This window comes from Methylomonas sp. EFPC3 (genome assembly GCF_029643245.1).
In the GTDB taxonomy this organism is placed as follows: Bacteria; Pseudomonadota; Gammaproteobacteria; order Methylococcales; family Methylomonadaceae; genus Methylomonas; species Methylomonas koyamae_B.
Window position 1 is genome coordinate 4,324,459 of sequence record NZ_CP116398.1, and the last position, 24,339, is coordinate 4,348,797.

The 24,339-nt window shown below is 55.9% G+C and carries 24 protein-coding genes; 14 read left to right on the plus strand and 10 right to left on the minus strand.

The genetic code is table 11. The features are described 5' to 3' along the window. The first annotated feature begins 17 nt into the window (after positions 1-17). Positions 18-374, plus strand: a complete 357-nt coding sequence (locus PL263_RS19780; RefSeq protein WP_278210990.1) for a hypothetical protein — start codon at positions 18-20, stop codon at positions 372-374. 46 nt (positions 375-420) lie between these two features. Here PL263_RS19780 and PL263_RS19785 read toward each other — a convergent pair whose 3' ends face one another. From PL263_RS19785 to PL263_RS19800, 4 genes are all read right to left on the minus strand, one after another. Then, entirely contained in the window at positions 421-1,347 is a 927-nt protein-coding gene (locus tag PL263_RS19785; RefSeq protein ID WP_278210991.1) for a diguanylate cyclase, read from the minus strand. After that, positions 1,337-5,215, minus strand: coding sequence for a CHASE domain-containing protein (locus tag PL263_RS19790; protein WP_278210992.1), 3,879 nt, complete (start codon positions 5,213-5,215; stop codon positions 1,337-1,339). The genes PL263_RS19785 and PL263_RS19790 overlap by 11 nt, the downstream gene beginning before the upstream one ends. A gap of 313 nt (positions 5,216-5,528) precedes the next feature. Next, positions 5,529-6,302 carry a ParA family protein gene (locus PL263_RS19795; protein WP_140910933.1) on the minus strand — a complete coding sequence of 258 codons (774 nt, stop codon included), beginning with the start codon at positions 6,300-6,302 and terminating at the stop codon, positions 5,529-5,531. A 58-nt stretch (positions 6,303-6,360) separates the two neighbouring features. Beyond that, positions 6,361-6,849 (minus strand): zinc ribbon-containing protein, encoded by a 489-nt coding sequence (locus PL263_RS19800; protein WP_278210993.1) that lies wholly within the window; start codon positions 6,847-6,849, stop codon positions 6,361-6,363. A gap of 91 nt (positions 6,850-6,940) precedes the next feature. Here PL263_RS19800 and leuS point away from each other — a divergent pair, with 91 nt between their 5' ends. From leuS to holA, 3 genes are read left to right on the plus strand one after another with little or no spacing between them, the layout of a single operon-like run. After that, complete coding sequence (gene leuS, locus PL263_RS19805; RefSeq protein ID WP_278210994.1) at positions 6,941-9,529, plus strand: leucine--tRNA ligase; 2,589 nt, start codon at positions 6,941-6,943, stop codon at positions 9,527-9,529. A 19-nt stretch (positions 9,530-9,548) separates the two neighbouring features. Then, positions 9,549-10,046 carry an LPS assembly lipoprotein LptE gene (gene lptE / locus PL263_RS19810; RefSeq protein ID WP_140910936.1) on the plus strand — a complete coding sequence of 166 codons (498 nt, stop codon included), beginning with the start codon at positions 9,549-9,551 and terminating at the stop codon, positions 10,044-10,046. 5 nt (positions 10,047-10,051) lie between these two features. Beyond that, positions 10,052-11,065, plus strand: coding sequence for a DNA polymerase III subunit delta (gene holA / locus PL263_RS19815; RefSeq protein WP_278210995.1), 1,014 nt, complete (start codon positions 10,052-10,054; stop codon positions 11,063-11,065). A 78-nt stretch (positions 11,066-11,143) separates the two neighbouring features. Here holA and pepA read toward each other — a convergent pair whose 3' ends face one another. Then, positions 11,144-11,977, minus strand: coding sequence for a flocculation-associated PEP-CTERM protein PepA (gene pepA / locus PL263_RS19820; RefSeq protein ID WP_278210996.1), 834 nt, complete (start codon positions 11,975-11,977; stop codon positions 11,144-11,146). Between the two features lie 265 nt (positions 11,978-12,242). Between pepA and PL263_RS19825 the strand changes: the two genes are divergently transcribed. Beyond that, positions 12,243-12,413 (plus strand): rubredoxin, encoded by a 171-nt coding sequence (locus tag PL263_RS19825; protein WP_140910939.1) that lies wholly within the window; start codon positions 12,243-12,245, stop codon positions 12,411-12,413. A 66-nt stretch (positions 12,414-12,479) separates the two neighbouring features. Here the strand turns inward: PL263_RS19825 and PL263_RS19830 are convergent, their stop codons facing one another. Next, entirely contained in the window at positions 12,480-14,210 is a 1,731-nt protein-coding gene (locus tag PL263_RS19830) for a proline--tRNA ligase (protein ID WP_278210997.1), read from the minus strand. Positions 14,211-14,372: 162 nt separating this feature from the next. Here PL263_RS19830 and PL263_RS19835 point away from each other — a divergent pair, with 162 nt between their 5' ends. Next, entirely contained in the window at positions 14,373-15,011 is a 639-nt protein-coding gene (locus PL263_RS19835; protein ID WP_140910941.1) for a response regulator, read from the plus strand. A 48-nt stretch (positions 15,012-15,059) separates the two neighbouring features. Here the strand turns inward: PL263_RS19835 and PL263_RS19840 are convergent, their stop codons facing one another. The 3 genes from PL263_RS19840 to PL263_RS19850 all read right to left on the minus strand — a co-directional run bounded on the left by PL263_RS19840 (position 15,060) and on the right by PL263_RS19850 (position 17,798). Beyond that, on the minus strand, positions 15,060-15,965 hold the full coding sequence (locus PL263_RS19840; RefSeq protein ID WP_278210998.1) for an NAD(P)-dependent methylenetetrahydromethanopterin dehydrogenase: 906 nt from the start codon (positions 15,963-15,965) through the stop codon (positions 15,060-15,062). 43 nt (positions 15,966-16,008) lie between these two features. After that, complete coding sequence (locus PL263_RS19845; protein ID WP_140910943.1) at positions 16,009-16,917, minus strand: NAD(P)-dependent methylenetetrahydromethanopterin dehydrogenase; 909 nt, start codon at positions 16,915-16,917, stop codon at positions 16,009-16,011. 86 nt (positions 16,918-17,003) lie between these two features. Next, positions 17,004-17,798 (minus strand): inositol monophosphatase family protein, encoded by a 795-nt coding sequence (locus tag PL263_RS19850; RefSeq protein ID WP_256609863.1) that lies wholly within the window; start codon positions 17,796-17,798, stop codon positions 17,004-17,006. 88 nt (positions 17,799-17,886) lie between these two features. On the opposite strand from PL263_RS19850, the gene PL263_RS19855 reads away from it, so the two are divergent. The 5 genes from PL263_RS19855 to PL263_RS19875 all read left to right on the plus strand — a co-directional run bounded on the left by PL263_RS19855 (position 17,887) and on the right by PL263_RS19875 (position 21,439). Beyond that, a complete protein-coding gene (locus tag PL263_RS19855) occupies positions 17,887-18,618 on the plus strand; it encodes an RNA methyltransferase (RefSeq protein WP_278210999.1) in 732 nt (243 codons plus the stop codon). Positions 18,619-18,622: 4 nt separating this feature from the next. Then, positions 18,623-19,375: a serine O-acetyltransferase gene (gene cysE, locus PL263_RS19860; protein WP_140910946.1), complete on the plus strand. Its 753-nt coding sequence runs from the start codon at positions 18,623-18,625 to the stop codon at positions 19,373-19,375. Positions 19,376-19,510: 135 nt separating this feature from the next. After that, positions 19,511-19,996 (plus strand): Fe-S cluster assembly transcriptional regulator IscR, encoded by a 486-nt coding sequence (gene iscR, locus PL263_RS19865; protein ID WP_140910947.1) that lies wholly within the window; start codon positions 19,511-19,513, stop codon positions 19,994-19,996. Beyond that, the gene (locus tag PL263_RS19870) at positions 19,996-21,111 is read left to right on the plus strand and encodes a cysteine desulfurase family protein (protein ID WP_278211000.1); all 1,116 of its coding nucleotides are present in this window, start codon (positions 19,996-19,998) and stop codon (positions 21,109-21,111) included. The genes iscR and PL263_RS19870 overlap by 1 nt, the downstream gene beginning before the upstream one ends. Positions 21,112-21,115: 4 nt before the next feature. Beyond that, positions 21,116-21,439: an iron-sulfur cluster assembly accessory protein gene (locus PL263_RS19875; RefSeq protein WP_278211001.1), complete on the plus strand. Its 324-nt coding sequence runs from the start codon at positions 21,116-21,118 to the stop codon at positions 21,437-21,439. Between the two features lie 42 nt (positions 21,440-21,481). Here the strand turns inward: PL263_RS19875 and PL263_RS19880 are convergent, their stop codons facing one another. Next, positions 21,482-21,823 (minus strand): hypothetical protein, encoded by a 342-nt coding sequence (locus PL263_RS19880; RefSeq protein WP_140910950.1) that lies wholly within the window; start codon positions 21,821-21,823, stop codon positions 21,482-21,484. 194 nt (positions 21,824-22,017) lie between these two features. Between PL263_RS19880 and def the strand changes: the two genes are divergently transcribed. From def to PL263_RS19895, 3 genes are read left to right on the plus strand one after another with little or no spacing between them, the layout of a single operon-like run. Beyond that, the gene (gene def / locus PL263_RS19885) at positions 22,018-22,560 is read left to right on the plus strand and encodes a peptide deformylase (protein WP_278211002.1); all 543 of its coding nucleotides are present in this window, start codon (positions 22,018-22,020) and stop codon (positions 22,558-22,560) included. 23 nt (positions 22,561-22,583) lie between these two features. Next, positions 22,584-23,471 (plus strand): quinoprotein relay system zinc metallohydrolase 2, encoded by an 888-nt coding sequence (locus tag PL263_RS19890; RefSeq protein ID WP_278212898.1) that lies wholly within the window; start codon positions 22,584-22,586, stop codon positions 23,469-23,471. A gap of 20 nt (positions 23,472-23,491) precedes the next feature. Continuing rightward, positions 23,492-24,328 (plus strand): quinoprotein dehydrogenase-associated SoxYZ-like carrier, encoded by an 837-nt coding sequence (locus tag PL263_RS19895; RefSeq protein WP_278211003.1) that lies wholly within the window; start codon positions 23,492-23,494, stop codon positions 24,326-24,328. Positions 24,329-24,339 lie beyond the last annotated feature (11 nt).

The window sequence follows — 24,339 nt, forward strand, 5'->3', positions numbered from 1 at the left end:
CTATCCGGAGTTTAACCATGAGTCTGACATTGCCGTTTCCGTTTTACGGGTTTGCCGATTATTGCAACGAGCTCAGAGCCTTGGGTATCGATCCCGGTTATGTGATGTACACGGACCGTCATGCCAACAACGACCAGCCGTGCGCCAGACTGGTGCCCGCCGCGCATTTGCCGGCGGCGCTGGCCTATATCGAAGCGCCCAGCGATGCGGCGTTCGTCAGCCTGGTCCAGGCCGGGGTGCTCTTGGATACCGAATGGGAGCGGCGTACCGGCGGCTGGCTGGTGGTGTCGTTTACTGGCTGGGAAGTTCTGCACAAAGCGTTCAGCCGCTTGAATGCGAAGCTGGACAATTCGGTGTTGGATATGGCGGGTTGAGGGGCTTTGCCGCATCTGCGGCAACGTCGGCGACGGTGGCCGCGAATCAAAATACGGTGACGCGGTTTCTGCCCCGGTGTTTGGATTCGTAAAGGGCATGATCGGCGCGGTTAGTCGCATCTTCGACGCTATCGCCGTCGGAGCTCAATTCGGTAATGCCTACGCTTACGGTGACCTTGCCTTGGGGTAAGCCGCCCATCGCATCGTCATGGATGTCTTGGCGGATTTGTTCGAACAGTTCTTTGGCCTGCGAGATTCCGGCCTGCGGCAGGATCACCAGGAATTCTTCGCCGCCGTAGCGAAAGGCCAAGTCCGAGTTTCTAAGGCGGTTGCACAATCGCCGGGCGATTGCGGTCAACACGGTGTCGCCCATCGAATGCCCGTACTCGTCGTTAATCGCTTTGAAATGGTCGAGATCGAGCATGACCAAGCTACAGGGCGACTGGTAGCGGATCAGGTAGGCGAACTGTTTCTCGATGAAATCGAACAGCATCACCCGATTGTAGAGCCCCGTCAGTGGGTCGTGCGTCGACAGTTCTTTGAGTTGCTGATTCTTTCGATCCAGTTCGGCGTAAAGCGCTGTCAGCTCCAATTCCCGTCGACGTAAGCGCAAGTGTGTCTTGACCCGGGCAATCAGCACTAAGGGATTCACCGGTTTGGTAATGAAATCCACCGCGCCCATTTCCAGCGCATTGGCTTCCACTTGAAAATTGGTTTCCGCCGTCACGAAAATGGTCGGGATGTCTTGCGTGTCCTTGTGCGATTTCAGGGCCTTGATCACCTCTTGGCCCGAGAAATCGGGCATGACCATGTCCAGCAAAATCAAATCCGGTTGTTGGGCAATAGCCATGGCCACGCCGTCTTTCCCGCTTTTGGTGCCGCGCACGGTGCAAATCGAAGCGAGTATCCGCTCCATGATCCTGTGGGTCAGGGGATCGTCGTCGATGACCAGGACTATCGGCTTAGTTCGCATGGTTGCCTGCTTGAATCCGGGCGTTGGTTTTTAGCCAGCCGGTGATGGCGGCCAATAGACGGTCGTTTTCCGCTATCAATTGCGCATAGGCTTCCTCGGTGCCGGGCGAGTTTGCTTTTAAAGCCGCTTCCAGTGCCGCGGCCTTGGCGACGGCATCGCTGGCGCCGAGGTTGGCTATTTGGCCTTTGAGTCGGTGCGCAACCTGTCTGGCCTCAGTCCAATCCCGGTTGGCGAAATGTCTTTTCAAACCGGCGATCACTTCGTTATTTTCGCCGGCGTAGAGCGCCAGTAACTCGATAAAAAGCTCCCGGTCGCCGAATAAATTGAGTTGAGAACGAGCGGAGTCTATGCCGGGAATGCTCGGCCATTCGGCCTCTGGCGTCGGGGTGGAGGACGCGGTTGTGGTATCCGGCGACAACGGTTTCGCTGCGTCGGCACCCGCATTTTCCGGAATTTGGGCGACGGCCGATGGCCGCTGCGCCGGATTCGGCCGCCGAATCCAACGGCTGAGTACGGCGATCATCTGCTCGGGATCCAGTGGTTTGGGCAGGAAGTCGGTCATGCCGATCTGCAGACAGTTTTCGCGTTCGGTTTCGGTAACGCCGGCCGTCAGCGCGATGATCGGCAGTTCGACGTACTTGGGATTTGCCCTGATCCTGCCGGTAGCCTCGGCACCGCCCATGCCGGGCATGTGGACGTCCATCAGAATGGCGTCGAACTCTTGGCGCTCCAGCCATTCCAGCGCCTCGGCGCCGTTGTTGGCAATGACGACCTCAACGTTTGCGAGTTTGAGGAATTCCGTCACCACTTTCTGATTGATCTTGTTGTCCTCAGCGACCAAAACCCGGGCGCCGGCCAGTGCTAGACCTTTTTGCCGCAGATCTTGACTCAATGCGCCGGCACTGCGCCGTTCGGAACGGCGGTCGATGACGTGAGGCGAGGGCGCTGAAGCCAAAACGGTGGGCAGCACGAAGTGGAAGATGGAGCCTTGTCCCGGCGTACTGTCGATTTTCAGCTGGCTGCCCATCAGCTCGAGCAGTTGTTTGGTGATGGCCAGACCGAGGCCGGTACCGCCGAAGCGGCGAGTGGCGGAACCGTCCACTTGACTGAAGGGCTGAAACAGCCGGCTTTGGTCTTCCTCGGTAATGCCGATGCCGCTGTCGGCCACAGCGAAACTTAGCCGGGCCGACGAGCCTTCTTGCGCTAAAGGTTTGATGTGGATGCCGATCCGTCCGCGCTCGGTGAACTTGATAGCGTTGCCGATCAGGTTGGCGAGGATTTGCTGCAGGCGCAACGCATCGCCGATCAGGTCGGCGGGTGTGTCTTCAGCGATATCGATGGTCAAGGCCAGCGCCTTTTCGGCGGCACGGTGCGAGAACAGGCTGTACAGGTTATCGAGCAAGGTTTTAAGGTTAAAGTGTTGTTGGTCGATTGTGAGCTTTCCGGCCTCGAGTTTGGAGAAATCGAGAATGTCGTTCAGGATACCCAACAGGCTCTCTGACGACGCGTTGATCTTTTCCAGGTAGTCTCTGACTTCGACAGGCAACTCTTTGTCCAGCGCCAGTTTGGATAAGCCGATGATGCCGTTCATCGGTGTGCGGATCTCGTGCGACATGTTGGCGAGGAATTCGGATTTGGTTTTGGCCAGGCCTTCGGCAACTTGTTTGGCGTCTTCGAGCGATACCAGATATTGTTTCTGTTCGGTAATGTCGCGCATGATGGTGGACAGCATTTGCGGATTGCCGGCTTCGTCGCGGTGCAGAAGCAGGATTTGGGAGACCGGAATTTCTCGGCCGTCCTGGTTCAGAATAGCGGTTTCATTTTTCCAGTAACCGTGTTTCAGAACGGCCGGAACGCCTTCTTCCAGAATTTTCTGCGCAGCCCATTCCGGGTGCATGTCCTGGATCTTGCGGTTGGAAAGGTCGGCGTTGTCGTCCAGCCCCACCATTCGCCGCGCCATGAGGTTATGGAACAGCAAATTCCCCGACATGTCCGCGGTACCGATATAGTCAGGGCTTTCGTTGATGATGCGGAGCAGCTGCTTTAACTCCTGTTCCTGCTGCTTTCTTTCGGTGATGTCGGTATGGGTGCCGATCACCCGCAACGGGTTGCCTTGGGCATCTCTGCTGACTACCATGCCGCGCCCCAGAATCCATTTGTAATGGCCGTCGCCGCAGATAACCCGGTGCTCGCAGCTGAAATTGGGCGACTCGCCTCTAAAGTGGGTTTGCAACGCCGCCTCGGCTATCGCCAGGTCGTTTGGGTGGACAAGTTGCCGCCAGGTGTCGATATCGGGCTTCATCGACCCTTCTTCGAAACCCTGAATTTCGTACCAGCGTTTTGAATAGACGATCAGGCCGGCGCCGATATTCCAGTCCCAGACGCCATCGCCGGCGCCCTCGAGCGCAAACTGCCAGCGTTGCTCGCTTTCTCTGGCTTTGTCCAAGGCCAGGATGTTTTCGGTCATATCGAAGCAACTGCCGATATAGCCCAGAAAATTTCCCAGGGCGTCGAAACGGGGAACGCCGTTATCCTGGAGCCAGCGGTACTCGCCGTCATGACGCCGCAAGCGGTATTCCATGTGGAAGGAGGTTCTCCGGTCGAAGTGGCCGGTATAAATTTCGAGACAGTGATCGATGTCGTCCGGATGCACCCCGGCCGTCCAACCCTGGCCCAATTCCTGTTCCATGGTCCGCCCGGTGAAATCCAGCCATACCTTGTTGAACCAATTGCAGCGCCCGTCGGCACCGGCAACCCAAATCAGTACCGGTGCGGCATTGGAAACCGACTGAAAGCGGCTTTCGGATTCTTTGAGTAACAGCTGGTTGGCTTTTAAGCGTTCGGTTTGTTCCCGTAAATCGTCGGTGAGGTTGCGAGCGATCTTGTGGGCGCGAATCCGCGTATTTGCAGACAGCCAAAACAGTCCCAATGTCAAAAAAGCGATGGACACCAGGCCGAAATACTCGGGCCACGGCTTAGCGACGTGGTTGATGGTTGCGTAACCGGGCAGGGCCGTAAAATGTAAGATCCAAGTGTGTCCGCCGACTTCGAGATTGACGTCATGCGTCGATAGCGGATTGGCTGCGGTATACCCGTCCGCTGTCATGTCGGGCGCGCTATTGAACAAGGAATTTTCAGTGGTTTTTTCGCCATCGAAAATTTGTAAATCCAACGCGGACAGTTCGCCCTCGACGATGGGTTTGATGAGATCGTTCATGCGGTAAGGGCTATACACCCAGCCGATCAGCGACGCGCGTCTCTGGTCTAAAGTTTGGGTGATAGCACCGTTCTTGAAAACCGGCAAATAAGCCAATACTCCCGCTTGGACGTCGGTTTTGGTTTCCTGCACCAGTTTTACCTTGCCGGAGAATGCAATGTCCCCAATATCTCGCGCCCGCAGCATCGCCTCGTTTCTGGTGGGCTCGGATAGCATGTCGTAGCCGAACGCCCTTAGATTTCTGCCGGAAAAAGGTTCCAGAAAAATAATGCTGGAATACTGCTCTCTATCGCCGGGCGGATTGACCACATATTCGGGAAAGCCCTGGTTGCGGACCTGGGCGATATGGGCTGGCAAGTCTGCTCGGGAAATCAATTCGGAAAATCCGACCCCTTGAATGCCCCGGTAAGTTTGATCGAGGTCGAGCTTTTCGACGAAATTTTTCCATTCGGCTCTTTCGACGCTGTTGGACGCCGCAAACAGGCCGGCGCCGGCTTTCAATAGCTGGGCATAGGCGTTCAAACGCTCGTTGATTTTTGTGGAAATGCGCTGGGAATCCTCGCGCAGAGCCTTATCCAGGCTTTGCTGTTGGCGGAGGTGGAGATTGAAACCGATAGAGGCCAGAAAAATAATCACAATACCGAATGCCACAGCGTATAACACTCTGTGGGACTCGATAGTTAACACATTACGCTTATCTGCGGTGCGTTGCCTCATAGGACGGGATGACCGATGTGAGTGTAAGCCAAGTCCGATTTGACGATTAATCGATCGGCGCCAAATCGGTGCGTCGATCAAGTGATATTCAGTTTATCAGAATCGTGAAGCTTGTTTGGTCGACGGTCGCTGGCCGTATCGAAACGGATCGGAGGGATGGCTCAATTGCTTTGGGCGTAACGGACAACAGCGCCTAAAAAAGCCAGGCTGGGCCTGGCCTTGTAGGTTTTATGGCGCGCGGGATGGGCTATTGGTGAATTTCCAAATGCAAGGCGCGGTATTCTTCGGTCAGTTTGTGTGACGGGGCGTAGTGGACCAGCGGTTGGGCATCGCTGTGCGACTCGCGGACTTTAACCGAGGTGGAGATTTTGGTTTCCAGCACCGGCAGGCCTTCCGCGATCAGGTCTTCGACCAGTTGTCGCGGCAGGTTGGCTTGTTTTTGGTATTGGTTGACGACGACGCCCTCTACCTCCAGATGCGGGTTGTGGTCGGCTTTGACTTCGGTGATCGCGCGCATCAGCGTGTAAAGTGCTTCGCGGGCGAAGGTGTCGCAGTCGAACGGGATCAGACATCTTTCGGCTGCGATCAGCGCAGACAGGCTGTAGAAGTTCAGAATCGGCGGCGTGTCGATATAGATGTGCTCGAAGCCTTCCAGTCGTTCCAACGCTTCGCGCAGTTTGTAGATTTTATGCCGCGACTCCAGCCGGCTTTGCAGGCCTTCCAGGTCGGAATGCGACGGCAGCACGTACAGGTTGGGGAAGGGCGTTTCGTGGATCAGGCCGTCCAGGCCTTCCTTGCCGCCGCCGAACAGGCCCAAACCGAGGCTGTCCTTGAAAAAGTGGGCAATGGTTTTATCGGAATCCGCCACCTTGCTGCCCAGCAGGTATTGCGTCGAGTTGCCTTGGACGTCGAGGTCGATTACCAGGGTTTTTTTGCCTTCGACAGCACTGATCGCCGCCAAATTGCAGGTAATGGTGGATTTACCGACGCCGCCTTTCTGATTGAAAATCACCCTGCGCATAATCGCCCTCGATCAAGGAAAAAATAAAGCCCGCATTATAAGGTTTGAGCCCGCAATATCAACAACGGCTGAAACTGCTGCCTTTGCATTCGGGGCAGGCCGGGATGATGCTGGTGGATTTGAAGGCGATTTGCTTGCCGCAAGCATCGCAAGTGAAGGTGCCGGGGCCGGCCACTTCGCCGCTTTGGTAGGGGTGGTACAGTTTGGCTTCCATTTCCAGCGCCGCCAGCTTGACCCGGGTCTTGTCGGCAATGTCGAGAAAGGCTTCCAGCGCGAAGTTCTCGATCAGTTCGATGTCGAATTTCAGCCACTCGGACAGCGAGTCGTTTTCTTCCTTCAGGCTTGGCGACGTGGCGACGTGTTCGACGTCGCGCATCACATAGTCGGCGATTTTGTTGATTTCTTCCTGGGTATGGCCGCCCAGCGCGGCGGTTTTTTTCTTGGCGATTTCCAGCGCGTCGGCTACCGAATGCAGCGTGTCGTCCATCGCTTCGTACAGATGGCCCATCAAGTCGTCGTATGCGTCGATCAGTTTGTTTTCGCCCATGCTTACTCCCGCTTTTATTATAGTATTCGCGCTTTAGATTTAAGCGCCTGTAAGGTATTCTAGCGCCTTTTTACAGCAAAAGACGAACAGGATGGAAGAGCATTACAACCCCGCGGCGATCGAAGAAAAAGTCCAAGCCGATTGGGAAAAATCAGGCGTGTTTACCGCAACCGAGGATACCGGCAAGGAAAAATACTACTGCTTGTCGATGTTCCCCTATCCGAGCGGCAAGCTGCATATGGGCCACGTCCGCAACTATACGATCGGTGACGTGATCAGCCGCTTCCAACGCATGCAAGGCAAACACGTGTTGCAGCCGATGGGCTGGGACGCTTTCGGCCTGCCGGCGGAAAACGCCGCAATGCAAAACAAGGTGCATCCGGCCGATTGGACCTATTCCAATATCGATTACATGCGCGACCAGCTCAAACGTCTGGGCTTCGGCTACGACTGGAGCCGCGAGCTGGCGACTTGTGATCCGGAATACTACCGCTGGGAACAATGGTTCTTCATCCGCCTGCTGGAAAAAGGCTTGGTCTATAAAAAAACGGCGCCGGTCAACTGGTGCCCGCACGACCAGACTGTGTTGGCCAACGAGCAGGTTATCGATGGCTGCTGCTGGCGTTGCGACACCCAGGTCGAGAAAAAAGAAATCTCGCAGTGGTTTTTGAAAATTACTGCTTATGCCCAGGAGTTGCTCGACGATCTGCAAAAACTGCCGGGTTGGCCGGAACAGGTCAGAACCATGCAGGCCAACTGGATCGGCCGCTCCGAAGGCGTGGAGATGGATTTTGCCGTCGACGGTTTCGAGTCGCCGATCCGCATCTACACCACCCGTCCCGACACCGTGATGGGCGTGACTTATGTTGCGGTCGCCGCCGAACACCCGGTCGCCAAAAAAGCCGCCGAAACCAATGCCGAGATTGCCGAATTTATCGAATCCTGCAAGCAGATGGAAACCTCGGAAGCGGCGATGGAAACCATGGAAAAACGCGGCATTGCCTCCGGTTACAGCGCGATTCATCCTTTGACCGGCGAGTCGGTGCCGGTCTGGATCGCCAATTTCGTGTTGATGAGCTACGGCACCGGTGCGGTGATGTCGGTCCCGGCTCACGACCAGCGCGATTACGAATTTGCCAAACGCTACGGCATCGCGATTAAAGAAGTGATTGCGTCGGCCGACGGTAGCGACGATAGCGTTACTGAAAAGGCCTTCACCGATAAAGGGGTGTTGCTTAACTCCGGCGAATTCGACGGTCTGGATTTCAAACAAGCCTTCGACGCCATCGCCGCCAAATTGGCCGGTCTCGGCAAAGGCGAGCGCAAAACCAATTTCAGATTGCGCGACTGGGGCGTATCGCGGCAACGTTATTGGGGGGCGCCGATTCCGGTGGTTTATTGCGACGATTGCGGTACCGTGCCTGTTCCCGACGAGCAATTGCCGGTGACCCTGCCGCGCGACGTGGTGCTCGACGGCTCGCAATCGCCATTGGCCGCGCATCCGACCTTCCCGCACACGACCTGCCCGAAATGCGGCAAACCGGCGCGGCGCGAGACCGACACCTTCGATACCTTCATGGAATCGTCCTGGTACTTCGCCCGCTACGCCAGCAGCGACTGCCACACGGCGATGCTGGACCAGCGCGCCAACTACTGGCTGCCGGTTGACCATTACATCGGCGGTATCGAGCACGCGATTCTGCACTTGCTGTACTCGCGCTTTTACAACAAATTACTGCGCGACGAAGGCTTGCTGGTTTGCGATGAGCCGTTCAAAAATCTGCTGACCCAGGGCATGGTGGTCGCCGAGACTTTTTACCAATTCGACGAACACGGCCATAAAAAGTATTTCAACCTGACCCAGATCGAAGTCGAGCGCGACGCCAAGGGCAAGATCGTCGGCGCCAAGTTATTGGAAGACGGTTCGCCGGTCACGGTCGGCGCGATCGAAAAAATGTCGAAGTCAAAAAACAACGGCGTCGATCCGCAGGTGCTGATCGACAAATACGGCGCCGATACCGTGCGTTTGTATACGATGTTCACCTCGCCGCCGGACCAATCGCTGGAATGGAACGACGCCGGCGTCGAAGGCGCGTTTCGCTTCCTGAAGCGCTTGTGGCGGCAAGTGTATTTGCACGTTGAAGCCGGTTTGCCGCAAGCGGCGCTGGATAAAGCGGCCTTGACCGACGATCAAAAAGCCCTGCGCCGCCAGTTGCACCAGGCCTTGCAAAAGGTGACCGACGACATGGCCCGCCGCCACACCTTCAACACCGCGATTGCTGCCAACATGGAGCTGGTCAACGCCTTGAACAAATTCGAGGACGACAGCGCCAACGGCCGGGCGGTACGCCAGGAAGTGCTGGAAGCCATCGTGCTGATGTTGGCGCCGATCATTCCGCACGCGGCGCAGCAACTGTGGAGCGACCTGGGCCGCGACAGCGACATTGTTACCGCGGCTTGGCCGGAACTGGACGAGTCGGCGTTGGTGCAGGACAGCATCGAGATGGTGGTGCAGGTCAACGGCAAATTGCGCGGCAAATTGGCGGTTGCGGTCAGTGCCTCCAAGGAGCAGATCGAAACCTTGGCCTTGGCCGACGCCAACGTGCAGCGCTTCCTCGAGGGTAAGCCGGTCAAAAAGCTGATCGTCGTGCCGCAAAAACTGGTGAATATCGTTGTTTAATTGCGTTGGTAAAAAGCCGATGAAGCGCTTGTTTCGATATCTGGTCCTGGCGGCATTGTTGGCGCAAGCCGGTTGCGGCTACCATTTGCGCGGCTCGATCGAGATGCCGGCCGCGCTGAAGAGTCTTTACATTTTCGGCGCTTCCGGACCGTTGCAAAACGAAATGCAGCAAATCATGCGGGCTTCGAAAGGCAAATTGGCGCCGACGCCGAACGAGGCCGGTGTCGTCATCAAAGTGTTGAGAGAAGACATGCGCAGCCGGGTGCTGTCTATCGGCTCCACCGGTAAATCCAGCGAATCCGAGCTGGAATATTATCTGCGCTTCCAGTTCTTCGACGATAAGGAGACTGCGATGATGGACGAACAAGTCATCGAATTATCCCGCGAATTTTTCAACGACCAGACCGCGGTGTTGGCGAAAACCAACGAGGAACAGTTGATCCGCGGCGAGATTTACAAGCAGGCGGCCCGGATGATCCTGGCCCGCGCCCGGGTGGCGATCGACAACCAGAAGTAAAAAACGTGCGCTTGAAAGTCGAGCAGTTGGCTGCGGCGTTGCAAAAATCCGTGGCGCCGGTCTATCTGGTCAGCGGCGACGAACCTTTACAGCTGGGCGAAGCCGCCGACGACATTCGCCAGGCTGCCCGCGCGGCCGGTTACACCACCCGCGAAGTGATTTCGGTCGAGTCCGGCCACGAGTGGCCGCAACTTAGCCTGGAAGCCGATTCGCTATCCATATTTTCCGACAAAAAATTAATTGATCTGCGCCTGCCTTCGGCGAAGCCTGGAACGGAAGGCAGCAAGGCTTTGATCGCCTATTGCCAACACCTGCCGGACGATACCGTGCTGCTGGTGACGGCCGGCAAACTGGAGTCGGCGGCGCAAAAGTCGCAATGGTTTCAAGCGTTGGATGTCGTTGGCGTCATCGTCCAGGTTTGGCCGCTGCAGGGGCAGGAGTGGTTACACTGGTTGCAGCGCCGCGCCGAACGCAGGGGCATGCGGCTGGAGAACGAGGCTTTGAAAAGCCTGGCCGTTCGTGTCGAGGGGAATTTATTGGCGGCCGCGCAGGAGATCGAAAAGCTTTACATCTTGCACGGTGCGGCTTTGGTCAGCAAAGCCATGATTGAGGACGACGTTGCCGACAGCGCCCGTTTCGACGTATTCAAATTGACCGATGCCTTGCTGGAGGGAAAATTGAACCGGTCTTTGAAAATTCTGAATGGCTTGCGGGCTGAAGGCACCGCCGCTTCTATCGTGTTATGGGCGATTTGCCGGGAAACCCGGATGTTGTTGCTGGTCAAAGCCGAGTTCCGGCGTGGCGTTAATCCGGAAGCAGTGTTTAAGAAGTTTCAGATTTGGGATAAACGCAAATCTTTGGTGCAAGAGGCGTCTCGGCGCTTGCGGGCCGAACAGTTACAGGGGATTTTACGGGCCGGTGCAGAGGTGGACCGTTGCATCAAGGGGCAGGCCGTTGGCAACGAATGGGAAGGGTTGTTCGGTTTGTGTTTGCGATTCGCGGGAATGCCTGATTTCTGATGTTGCGAGTCGGCCGGAATCTGCTGCCCCGATTGAAGTGCCGGGGCAGCAAAGCCGCGAAGTCCTAACCGGAGTGGTTTAGGCGACGGTTTTTTTTCGTTGTCCCGCGCCCAACAGGCCGACCAAGCCTGCGCCGAACATCCATGCCGCCGCCGGCAGCGGCACTGCGGTCAGGTTGATGGAGCCGTCGACGGCTGCCAAGGCGCCTTCGCTTTTATTGTGACCTTGCACACTATTGATACCGGGTAGCAAAGTCGAGTTATTCAAGTCGATCGAAAACAAAGCGCTGCCGCCGCCAATTGGCGCGCTGTAAACGCTGGAATTGGAACTGCCGAGAATCCCGGAAAAACTCAGATCCAGCTGCTCGATGCCTTTGCCGGAAGATAGTGAGATAAATCCGCTACCGCCGGTCAGCGTGCCGGATAAAATCGCAGTGCCATCGTTAAAGCCGCTATCGGCGCTGAAGCTGAAGTCAGGCGTGGTGTCGAAATACAGGCCAACATTGCCCCCGGTCAGCGAGATGCTTTGCACTCCGCCCGGCAATACGGAATAGGTGCCGGTAAAATTGGCGACTACGGTTAATTCGAAGCCGCTGCCGCTACCAGACGCACCGCTGACGTTAAGTTGTGGCACGTTGATGCCGCCGGCATTGGTCAGAATGTGGTCGTTGACATAGGTCTGGAAATAGCCGCTCAGCGTGCCGTCGTTATTGACTTTAACCAAGCCAACGCCCAAGCCGAAGTCGTAGGTGTCGAACGGGCCGACGACGGCTTCGTCGCCGGTGGCTCCGGGAGCTGCGGTGTAATTGGCTGTGCCGCTCCATGCCGCTGCCGAAGCGATAGGCGTAGTGATTGCCAAGCCCAGCAGTAGCAGGCTCTGCTTAAGATGATGCGAGAAAGCGTAGTGTTTCATGTTAATCCCTCAAAAAAGTGAAAAATATCGATCCCCCTCGGTGGGCGTTTATACCCGTTTCCGGTCAAGAATTCAAATTACAATTCAATTACCTAGCACTCAGGTCAGGGCTCCCGCGAAAATGGCGCGTCAGAGCCGATTTGTTAGGGGTTCGAACGGAAAGCCAGGTGGTCGATTCCTTCCAATATTCGTGGTTTTTTGGTGGGCGAGCATAAGCTACAATTTCGCCCGTTTATTAAACGTTGTTACAACCGAGGATTAAGCAATGGCAGAGTTCAGAAAGTACAAATGCAAAACCTGTGGCCACATTTACGACGAGGAGTTGGGCGATCCGCGTAACGGCGTAGCGCCGGGCACGCGTTGGGAAGATGTGCCGGAAGACTGGGGTTGCCCGAAGTGCGGTGCGGTCAAGGCGATGTTTACTTTGATGCGCTGAAGCGGTTCGGTCGGGTAAGAAAAAGGGCGCCATTTGGCGCCCTTTTTTTGTGCGATAGGGTCGGCTTTATGCCAGTTTGGCTTTGATAAACCCGACCAGCTCGGAGAAAGGAACTTCCTGACTTTCCGGGTCGGTACGGCCCTGGTATTCGACGGTGCCGCTGTCCAGGCCCCGGTCGCCGATGACGATGCGGTGCGGGATGCCGATCAGTTCCATGTCGGAGAACATGAAGCCGGCGCGGACCTTGCGGTCGTCGAGCAAGACTTCGATGCCGGCGTCCTGCAGTTCCTGGTAGATCTTTTCCACGGTATCGACCAGGCGGTCGGATTTGTACATGTTCATCGGGCAGATGGCGACCTGGAACGGCGCCAGTTCGTTGGGCCAGATGATGCCGCGCTCGTCGTGGCCTTGCTCGATGGCGGCCGCGACGACGCGGGAAATGCCGATGCCGTAGCAGCCCATGATCATGGTTTGGTTTTTGCCTGCTTCGTTGACGATGGCGGCGTTCATGGATTCGCTGTACTTGGTGCCCAGTTGGAAAATGTGGCCGACTTCGATGCCGCGGGCGATAGTCAAGCTGCCGTGGCCGTCCGGGCTAGGGTCGCCGTCCACGACTTGGCGGATGTCGTGCAGCCACTCGTTCATCAATTTCCGATCTCTATTCCAGTTGACGCCGGTGTAGTGGATGCCTTCTTCGTTGGCGCCGCAGACGAAGTCGTTCATATTTTCGACGGCGTAATCGGCAATGATATGGCAGGGAGTTGTCTCGTTGGTAATTGGGCCTATGTAGCCAGGGCGGCAATGCATGAGGCTTTCAATCTCTTCGTCTTTGGCAAAGTCGAAGTTACCGATAATTTTACTCAATTTGATTTCGTTCAGTTCATGGTCGCCGCGCAGTAGAATCATGTAATAAACGTTGCGGTCTTGCGGATTGGCCGGGCGCTGTACCAGAATCAGGGTTTTCAGCACTTTGTCGGCGGTGGTGCCTAAAAATTCGCAGACTTCGGCGATGGTTTTTTTACCCGGAGTTTTGGTCTTTTCCAGATTTCGGCTGGGCTCGGGCCGATTTAACGGTGGGCGGCGGACTTCGGCTTTTTCGACGTTGGCCGCGTAATCGCTGGCGTCGGAAAACGCGATGGCGTCTTCGCCGGAGTCGGCCAGTACGTGAAACTCGTGCGACACCGCGCCGCCGATTGCGCCGGAATCGGCCATCACCGCGCGGAACTTCAAGCCGAAGCGGTTGAAGATGTTGGTATAAGTTTGATACATCACGTCATAGGTTTGCTGCAGCGATTCCTGGTCCAGATGGAAGGAGTAGGCGTCCTTCATGATAAATTCGCGCGAGCGCATCACGCCGAAGCGCGGGCGAATTTCGTCGCGGAATTTGGTCTGAATTTGGTAGTAGGTGACCGGCAACTGTTTGTAGCTTCTCAGTTCGTGGCGGGCCAGGTCGGTGATGATTTCCTCGTGGGTCGGGCCCAGGCAGAAATCGCGGTCGTGGCGGTCTTTCATGCGCGCCAGCTCGGGGCCGTATTTTTCCCAGCGTCCGGTTTCCTGCCACAGTTCGGCCGGTTGCAGTGCCGGCATCAACACTTCCAGGGAGCCGGCCTTGTTCATTTCCTCGCGGGTGATTTGCTCGACCTTGCGCAACACCCGCAAACCCAGCGGCAGCCAAGTGTAAATGCCGGCGGCGAGTTTGCGGATCAGGCCGGCGCGAATCATCAGTTTGTGGCTGGCGATTTCGGCGTCGGCGGGCGTTTCTTTGACGGTGCTTAGAGGAAATTGGGAAGTGCGCATGGCGACCTTTGGGTTGGTTTATCAAAAGAGCGGTATTTTACCGATAAATCGCGCAAACGACGACGCAGGGAGCGTTTAACGCCACAAAGGTGCCGCTTGACGTTGCCGTTGGACAGGAAATTTGGGAAACTTGAGCGGATAAAGATCGTTGCAAAGGAAGTTATGATTAAAGTATTACTCGTGGACGACCATGAATTGGTCAGGAGCGGTATCGAGGCGCTGCTGGCGGCGGAGAAGGATATCTCCGTGGTTGGCGTATGCAATAGCGGTGAACAGGCGTTGCCAATCGTCGCTCAGAATCCGCCGGACGTGGTATTGATGGATATCAATATGCCGGGGATGGGCGGGTTCGAGGCGTGCCGGCGGATTTTGCAAACTCAGCCCAATGCCAAGATTATTGCGTTATCGGTCCATAACGACGGGCCGATTCCGCAACAGTTATTGAAATTGGGGGTGGTCGGTTTCGTTTCGAAAGCTTCGCCGGTTAACGAAATGGTCGCAGCAATTAAAACCGTGATGTCCGGAAAACGCTATTTGTGCCAGGACGTGGCCAGCAATTTGGCGTTTCAATTTTTGCCGGGCGCCGACGTTTCACCGTTTTTACAGCTGTCCCAGCGCGAGGCCGAAGTGGTACGGATGATTCTGAACGGGAAAAGCATTCAGGAAATGTCGGAAGCACTGGCTTTGAGCGACAAGACGATCAACACCTACCGTTACCGGGTTTACCGCAAGCTCCAGATTAAAAATGACGTGGAGTTGACCAGATTGGCGGTGAAATTCAATTATTTGGATGCGGTGTGATGGCGCGCGAGGGCCGAACTATCAGTCCAGCCCTTGTCAGGTCCGGTGCTAAACCAGCGTGCGCGCTTTGACGAAAGCTTCGCGGAAGTCCAGAAAGACCGGTTTTTCGGTCTCCAGCATCAGTTTCAACAGCTCGTGTTGCAATTGATACTTGATATTGCCTACGGCCAGAGCGCCAACACCTACCGCTTTCGGCGACAAGGTCGCTAGCGTAAGCGGGGCGGCAAAATCGTTCAGTTCGATCCCTTCGATGCCGAGCGGCGGCACCGCATTGACGTCGCCGGCAACTTTGAGTTGTTTGGCGTGCGCCAGTACGGCCGAGCTGATAACCCGAATCCCGGCTTTTGCGGTGCAGAACACGATGTCTGCGTCGGCGATCAATTCGGATTTCTCTTCGTCGTTGCGTGCCACAGCTGCTCCCATGCTGGAGCCAAAACGCCGGTTGTATTGTTTGGCCGCATCCTTGGCGGTCTCGACTGACAAATGGTCTACCAGTAAGGTTTCTGCGCCTTGCAACGACGCGATCACTCCGGTCGCGATCCCTACCGGACCGGTCCCGCCGAACACCAGTGTTTTCAAACCTTTCAACTCCAGTCCGTGGTGATCTCTCAACGCCTTTTCCACGCACGCCACCAGTGCGGCGGCGGTGGTGCAAGCGCCGCTGGGATCGGCAAATACCGATACTTGAAACGGCGGGACCATGGCAGGTTTGGTGGCTTGCAGCATATCGATAGCCAATCCCATATCGCGGCCGCCGATGAACAGGGCGGTACTTTTGTTGCCGGCCGGACTCCGTGAGAACACCGCATCCTGGGTCAGGTTGGGTATGTTCTCCAGTTTGACGTTGGCGTAAGGAATGAGCACATCGAAACCGGCGTCTAACGCCATGTTGATGTCAAACGGACTATTGTTTGGCATCGGGTCGAACATGTGGAGTATGCTACGTTTTGGCATTGGTACCTTACCCTGTAATAGTGGCGGACTGGATTGGAGTCGGTTACTTGCTGGATTTGATAAACTCGCGCGCGACTTCGAAAGCATGCTCGAAGTGCAAAAACAGCGCTTGATCGCTTTCCAGCATACGTTTCAGCAAGCGGCTTTGCGCCTGGTACTTGATGTTGCCGATCGCCAATGCGCCAATGCCGACTGCGCCGCTGACCGAACCGGCAATCGGTTTGCCGTTGTCGAAGGCGTCGACGCCGGCAATACCGGACGGTGGGACCGCGTTGACGTCGGCCGCGACTTTCAGTTGCGGAGCGCTCGCGATCATTTCGGCACTGAGCAGTTCGATACCGGCGGCACCGGTAGCAAAGACGACGTCGGCGGTTTTGATGTACTCGGCTTTGTCGGAATCTGCACCGGCGGCAATCGAGATTTTGCCGTCACCGAATTCTTCGCTGCACAACTCCGCGGTGCGCTCGGCTCTATCCAGTTGGCGGCCGATAATGCGAACGTTGGCGCCGGCCTGGGCGGCGATCACCGCTGCAGCTTGGCCGACCGGGCCGGTGCCGCCCAATGCCAGAACATTCTTGCCTTCCAACGTTGTGCCGAATTTTTCGGCCAATTCTTTTTCGACCGCTGCTACCATGCCGGCAGCAGTGGTGAATGCCCCGCTGGGGTCGGCGAAAACCGAAACTTCAAATGGCGGAACCATGGAATTTTTCGCCATTTTCAGCATGTCCATGGCTTGTTTGGTTTCGCGGCCGCCGATGAAAATGGCGGTGCGTAACAAGCCTTTCGGGCTACGCGAGAAAATAGCGTCTTGAACCAAACCCCGGACTTCGCTCGGTTCGACGTTGATATACGGCACCGCTGAAATCCAGCCTGCATCCATCGCCATATTGACGTCGAACGGGCTCAGGTTTTTGGCTGTAGTCAGCATGTGTAGGATAAAGGGTTTTTCCATGGTGGCCTCTTAATTTTTGATTAGCCGGTAAGTATAAAAGAAAAGGCGAAACGATAACAATTTTAGGCTAATTGCAGAATTGCGCCTTATTTCAAGCGGGCTGGGACGTGCGGCTCAATGATTTGATACATCAATTGGTGCATCTTCGGGTTGCCGGTGATGATGTTGCCGGACTGTAAGTATTTGTCGTTAAAAGAAAAGTCGGTTGCGACTCCGCCGGCTTCCTGCACCAGCAACACGCCGGCGGCAATGTCCCATTCTTTGACGCCGATCTCCCAGTAAGCGTCCAGCCGGCCGCAGGCCACATAAGCCATGTCCAGCGCGGCGGCTCCGGCGCGGCGAATGCCGGCGGCGTCGGCGCATACTGCCTTGAACATGCCGAGGTAAGGTTCGATGTTCTCCATGGTCTTGAACGGGAAGCCGGTACCGATCAACGCGCCGCGCATCGTGTTCTGTTTGGTAACCCGAATGCGCCGATTGTTCAGCATTGCGCCGCCGCCGCGTTCGGCCGTGAACAGTTCGTCGCGAGTCGGGTCGTAAATAACGCCGATCTCCAATTTATTCTTGTTTTTCAAGGCGATCGAAACGGCATAGTGCGGGAAACCGTGTAGGAAATTGGTGGTGCCGTCTAACGGGTCGATAATCCAAGTGTAATCGTTGCCTTTGGCCTCGCCGCTTTCTTCCGCCAGGATGCCGTGGTCGGGGAATGCGGTGCGAATGACTTTGATGATTTCCTGCTCGGCTGCCCGGTCGACTTCGGAGGCGTAGTCGTTGCGGCTTTTTTGGTCTACGGTGAGCTTTTCGATATTGAGTGAGGAGCGTTGGATCAGATCGCCGGCGTTCCGCGCTGCGCGGACGGCTATGTTGAGCATTGGATGCATAGTCGAATTGAAAATGAGCAGTTGGAAAACCGCGATAGAATAGCAAATTTTGTTAGAATCGCGGCTTTTTAACCGCGGCAGGTGGGCATTGCTGTCTAATTTCAAAGTGGTTTTGGTGGAGACTTCCCACCCCGGCAACATCGGCGCCGTAGCGCGCGCCATGAAAAATATGGGTATGGACCAGTTGCGATTGGTCTCGCCCAAATACTTTCCCCATGCCGACGCCACGGCCAGGGCTTCCGGAGCCGACGATGTGTTGCGCCATGCCGGTTGTTTCAGCTCGCTGGCGGATGCTTTGGCCGATTGCCAGATTGTCCTGGGTGCCAGTGCCAGGGACAGAACCATCAGTTGGCCTAGCGTGACCGCGCGCGAGGCCGCCGAAACCTGGGCTGTAGCCGGTGACGTTGCGCGGCCGAATATCGCTTTGGTGTTCGGCCGGGAAAATTCCGGCTTGAAAAACCACGAACTGGATTTATGCCATTACCTTCTGCGAATTCCATGCAATCCGGAATACAGTTCGTTGAATCTGGCGGCGGCGGTGCAAGTAGTATCTTACGAGCTGTTTTTGGCCTCGGGGCAGTCATCCGCCAGTACGATCGGCGACCGCGGCGAAGAGCCTCTGGCAACGGCGGCGCAAATGGAAGCGTTCTACGAACATCTGGAGCAGACCATGGCCGATATTGGTTTCTTGCATCCCGAACGTTCTCGGTCGATCATGCGGCGACTGCGTCGGATTTTCAACCGGACTCAGCTGGATACCAAGGAGCTGGATATCCTGCGGGGTATTCTGCGGTTCTCGCAAAACCATAACACCAAGTAGGCATATGTTCTCTCGACTAAAAGAAGATATCCAATGCGTGTTCGCGCGCGATCCCGCCGCTCAATCGGTGTTCGAAGTCGTCACTACCTATCCCGGTTTTCATGCGGTATTGATTCACCGTCTCAGTCATGCTTTGTGGTTGCGCGGTTTTCGCTGGGCGGCGCGCTACGTTTCCTTCCTTGGCCGCTGGTTGACCGGAATCGAAATTCACCCCGGTGCGGAGATCGGCCGCCGCTTTTTCATCGACCACGGCATGGGCGTCGTCATCGGCGAAACCGCGGTCATCGGCGACGATTGCACGTTGTACCACAGCGTCACGCTGGGCGGCACCAGTTGGGACAAAGGCAAGCGCCACCCGACCTTGGGCAACGGCGTTGTGATCGGGGCTGGCGCCAAGGTGTTGGGGCCGATCGAAATCGGCGACGGCGCCAGGGTCGGGTCTAACTCGGTGGTGGTGAAACCGGTGCCGCCCGGCGTCACGGTGGTCGGTATTCCGGCGCATATCGTCGATGCCAAGACCAGGCAGGATAAGGCGCGGCGCGATGCGATGGCGCAAAAAATCGGTTTCGATGCTTACGGCGCGACCGCCGACATGCCGGACCCGATTGCCAATGCCATCAATTTGATGTTGGATCATATCCACCATCTGGACCAGCAGTTGGATGAAATGCAGAAAGTCTTGAGCGACGCCGGTATCGATTGCCGCCGCCATCAAGTGCCGAAGCTGGACGATTGCGAAATCAAGGATCAACCCTAGTCCCAATCACCTTGCCCGACAGTGCGGTCGGGGCTTAAGCAAAGCTACAAACCGTCTTGCAGACAAATACTTGACCAATTTAGTGGGTTTATTTATAGTCGCCTTCATTTTCATTAGTTTATTAAGGGGTTTGGCATGCGGCTCACGACAAAAGGGCGTTACGCGGTTACTGCGATGTTGGATTTGGCTTACCACAGCCAGTCCAATCCAGTCACGTTGACCGACATTGCGACTCGGCAAACCATTTCGCTGTCCTACCTGGAACAATTGTTCGCCCGCTTGCGTAAAGCCGGTATGGTCAAAGGGGTTAGAGGCCCGGGCGGCGGTTACACACTGAGCCGCGGCGCCCGCGACATCAATATTGCCGATATCATCGAAGCCGTCGACGAGCCGGTCGATTCGACCAAGTGCGGCGGCAAAGCCAATTGCCACAACGACCAGCCGTGTTTGACCCACGACTTGTGGATGGGACTGAGCGAACAGATTAGGGCCTATTTGAAAGAAATCAGTCTGGGGCAGTTGTTGGAACGTGAATTCGTCAGCGACGTTGCCAAACGCCAGGGCCGGCAAATCGAGCACGTCATCGAATTGCAGACACGCCAGGAAAAACGTAGCGCTTAATGATCTATTTCGATCACAACGCCACTACGCGGTGTGACGAGCGCGTGGTGGAGGCCATGGCGCCTTATTTGGGTGCCATTTACGGCAATCCCTCCAGTCTTTATAAGCTCGGGCGTTTTGCCCGCACTGCGGTCGATACCGCCAGAGAGCAATTGGCTGCACTGCTCGATGCACCCGCAGAGCGCATTGTGTTTACCAGTGGCGGTACCGAAGCCAATGCCCTGGCTTTGACCAGTGCCCGCGGCAGGCGCTTGACGATTTCGGCGATAGAGCATCCGTCGGTATTCGAGAATGCCGCAGCCAACAGGTCGGCGTATTGCGACTTACGCCGCGTGGCTGTCGCTAGCAATGGTCAGGTCTCAGTCGAGAGTTTGTTGGGTTTGGATTGGCAGCTGGGTGATTTTCTGGCATTGATGCTGGCCAATAACGAAACCGGAGCCGTGCAGCCGGTTGCCGAGGCGGTGCAGCGGCTGAGCGGTTTCGGCGTCAACGTCCATACCGATGCAGTGCAGGTGTTGGGTAAAGTGCCGTTATCGTTCAGGCAGCTTGGCGTCGCCCTGTTATCGGTGTCCAGTCACAAAATCTATGGGCCCAAAGGTTGCGGGGCTCTGGTCGTCGCCGAAGATTTCAATCTCAGTCCGCTGCAGCGCGGCGGCGACCAGGAATACGGTTGGCGGGCTGGTACCGAAAATGTCGCGGCCATCGTCGGTTTTGGCAAGGCGGCTGAGTTGGCGAAAGCGGAGATGGATGCACGTTCGGCCAAGCTGGCGAAGTTGCGGCAGCGGCTGGAACAGCGTTTAAAGACGATACCGGGTTTGGTGATTTTCGCCGAAGCGGCGGAGCGATTGCCGAACACCGTGCAATTCGGGGTGGCCGGACTAAATGGCGAAATGCTGTTGATGCAATTGGATCAGCACAATATTGCCGTATCCAGCGGCTCGGCCTGTTCGGCGGCGTCCGGCGAAATCAGCCCGGTTTTGGCGGCCATGGGCATAGCGCCCGATTTGGCCAAATCGGCGATACGTGTCAGTTTGGGCAAGGATAATACCGAAACCGAGATCGATCGCTTTGTCGAGGTGTTGAACGCCTCGCTGGAAAGACATCAGGAGATTTAATTCAATGAGCATTATCGTGACAGAGAGCGCCGCAAGGCAGATTCAAAAACAATTGCAAAAGCGCGGTTCGGGCGTGGGCTTACGCTTGGGAGTCAAAGCGTCGGGTTGTTCCGGTTACGCTTATGTACTGGATTACGCCGACCAGGCCGAGGCCGATGACGTGGTGTTCGACCAACACGAGGTAAAAGTGCTGGTGAAGCAGGCAGATTTGGACAAATTGGCCGGTATTCAGTTGGATTATGCTAAGGAAGGTTTCAATGAAGCCTTCAAATTCAGCAATCCAAACGTCAAAGCGACCTGCGGCTGCGGAGAAAGTTTTTCGGTTTGAACGATTAAGGCGCCGGCGAGAACAGACCGGCGCCGCCGGCGCTTATTTCATGTTGGCGCCGCAGTTTCCTTCCATTTTTTTGCCTTCCGCCGCTTTGTCGGCGGCAGGTGCAGGTTTGTTACCGGCGCATTTGCCTTCGGTCGCGGCTTTAGTGTCAGTGCTTTTTTTCATCATCGCCGCGCCGCATTTGCCTTCGCCGCAGGCGCCGTCTTTCATCTTGTCGGCGCCGGCTTCAGGTTTGGCTTCGGCAGTCACCATATAACCCGAACTCAATTCTGACAACGCAAACGGGTTGCTGTCGGCTTGCGCAATGCCGCCGGCCAGAGTGGGCAGTAAACTGGCGCCCATCGCTACGGCTAACGGGGTTTTGCTTAATTTTTTCATAGTATCTCCAGTGGTAAAGCTTGTCTTTATTGGATGGCTGTTAGCCGGAAACTCGACCTTACGGCTCGGGCTCTTCGGTAATATCACAAAAAAGCCCTGCAAAGTAAAGACGAGTGGATTGCCGTTAACAGCAGTATACTTGGGCCGGTAAAATTGCTGATCCATCGGATGCCGAGACCATATTCGTCGCAGTTATGACTGAAAACAGACCAATACAACAGTTGGGGGCCGAAGTGTTGCGTCAACAGGCCGCGCCAGTTGACGACTTTAACACCCCCGAGTTCCACGAACTTATCGAAAATATGCGAAGTGCCATGCTGGCCGCCAGCGGTGTCGGCATTGCCGCGCCGCAATTGGGCGAGTCCAAGCGAGTTGTCATCGTGGCCTCGCGACCGACTGCCCGCTATCCGCTGGCGCCGGAAATGGCGCCGGTGATAATGGTTAATCCGAGTTTCGACGTGGTGGACACCACGATGGTCAAAGATTGGGAGGGCTGTTTGAGTGTGCCCGGCGTCAGAGCCTTGGTGCCGCGTTACCGCGCGGTTGCCGTGGAGTTCTGCGACGAATCAGGATTGCCTCGCCGGTTGACGTTGGCCGATTTTCCGGCTCGGGTGTTCCAACACGAGTTTGACCATTTACAAGGCTTGGTTTACTTGGATCGAGTGGAAACCAACCGCGATATTATTTCCGAAACCGAGTTTTTTAAGCGGCTGGCCGGTCAGGAGCTCGCGGTATGAGGTGGTTTGAGCTTATTTGCGGAATGGCGTTGAGTTTTGCGACTCACGCTGCGCCTTTGTTGAAAGTGGAGCAAGTAGCTCCCGGCATTTATCTGCATCTATCGGAACATCACTGGCCGGACCGCGAAAACCATGGCGAAATCGCCAACATCGGTTTCATTGTCGGCGATCGTTGCGTCGCGGTGATCGACAGCGGCGGCAGTCCGCAGCAGGGCATCGCCTTGCGCAATGCGATCAAGCAAGCCACGGTAAAACCGGTGTGTTATGTCATCAATACCCACGTGCATCCCGATCATATATACGGTAATCGGGCTTTTAAAGAGGCGGGGGTGCAATTCGTCGGCCACCATAAACTGGCTCGGGCCATGGCCGCCCGCGGCGACCATTACTTGAGCCGGGCCGCCGAACTGTTGGACATTCACGTCAACCAGGACAATATCGTGCCGCCGGATTTGCAAGTCAAGCAGACCATGACGTTGAATTTGGGGAATCGAGAATTGCTGTTGACGGCTCATCCCAGTGCCCACACCGATAACGATTTGAGCGTTTACGATAAAACGACCGACACGCTTTGGTTGGCGGATTTATTGTTTCTGGAACACATCCCGGTCATCGACGGCAGCATCAAGGGTTGGCTCGCCGAATTGGAGAAACTGCAGAAAATTAACTATAAGCTGGTGATTCCGGGGCATGGGCGTCTGGTTAAAGACTGGCCGGCGGCAATGTTGCCGGAGAAAGCCTATTTGTCGGAGCTGGCTACCGAGATCCGCGCCATGGTCAAGCAGGGTAAGACCTTGGAGCAGGCGGTGGAGCAGGTCGGCCTAACCGCTAAAAACCGCTGGCAGTTATTCGAGCAGTTCCATCGCAAGAACGTGACGACGGCATTCGCCGAGTTGGAATGGGAAGATTAAATCTATCGGGAGATTGATACATGCATAAGTTTGTACAGATAGTGTGTTTGAGCGTGGCGATGGTGCTGACCGCGCCCGGCGCTCGTGCAGAAGGCGACGATGAAACCTGGAGTACGGTTTTGAAAAGCCAGTTTTTCTCCGGCAAAACGATCGAGGAGAACAACGCCGTTATCGAATTGGATGCGCCTTACCGGGCGGAGGATCCGGCGATTGTGCCGGTCAAGGTGATCAGCAAATTTCCACAGAATAAAGACAAATACATCCGTAAAATCTGGTTATTCGTCGATAAGAACCCGTTTCCGTTCGTCGGCGAATTCGAGTTTTTTCCGGAAAGCGGCAAGGCCGACTTGGCGATGCGGATACGGGTGAACACTTATAGTAATATCCGGGCCATCGCCGAAACCAACGACGGCAAATTGACCATGACCAAAAAATTCGTCAAAGCCAGCGGCGGTTGCTCCGCACCGATAGGCGCAGACCTCGACGAGGCGATGAAGCGCTTAGGTAAGGTCAAGTTCAGAATCGACGACGGCTTCCAAGCCGGCCAGCCGGCGCAGACCCAATTGATGATCAGCCATCCCAATTTGACCGGGATGCAGATGGACCAGATGACGCGTTTTATCCGGAAGTCGCATTTCATCGACCAATTGAAAGTCACGTTCAACAATAAACCGGTACTAAACGCCAAGATAGACATCGCCATCAGCGCGGACCCCAATTTCCGGTTTTATTTCGTCCCGGACAAGGCGGGAGAATTGAAGGCCGAATTTACCGATATTTCCTGCGAATCTCCGACCAGCCGCAATGTCTGCAGCAAAGGTAGCGGTTATTCGCAAAGTTACGCCGTCAATCCTTAACAGTAGGGCGT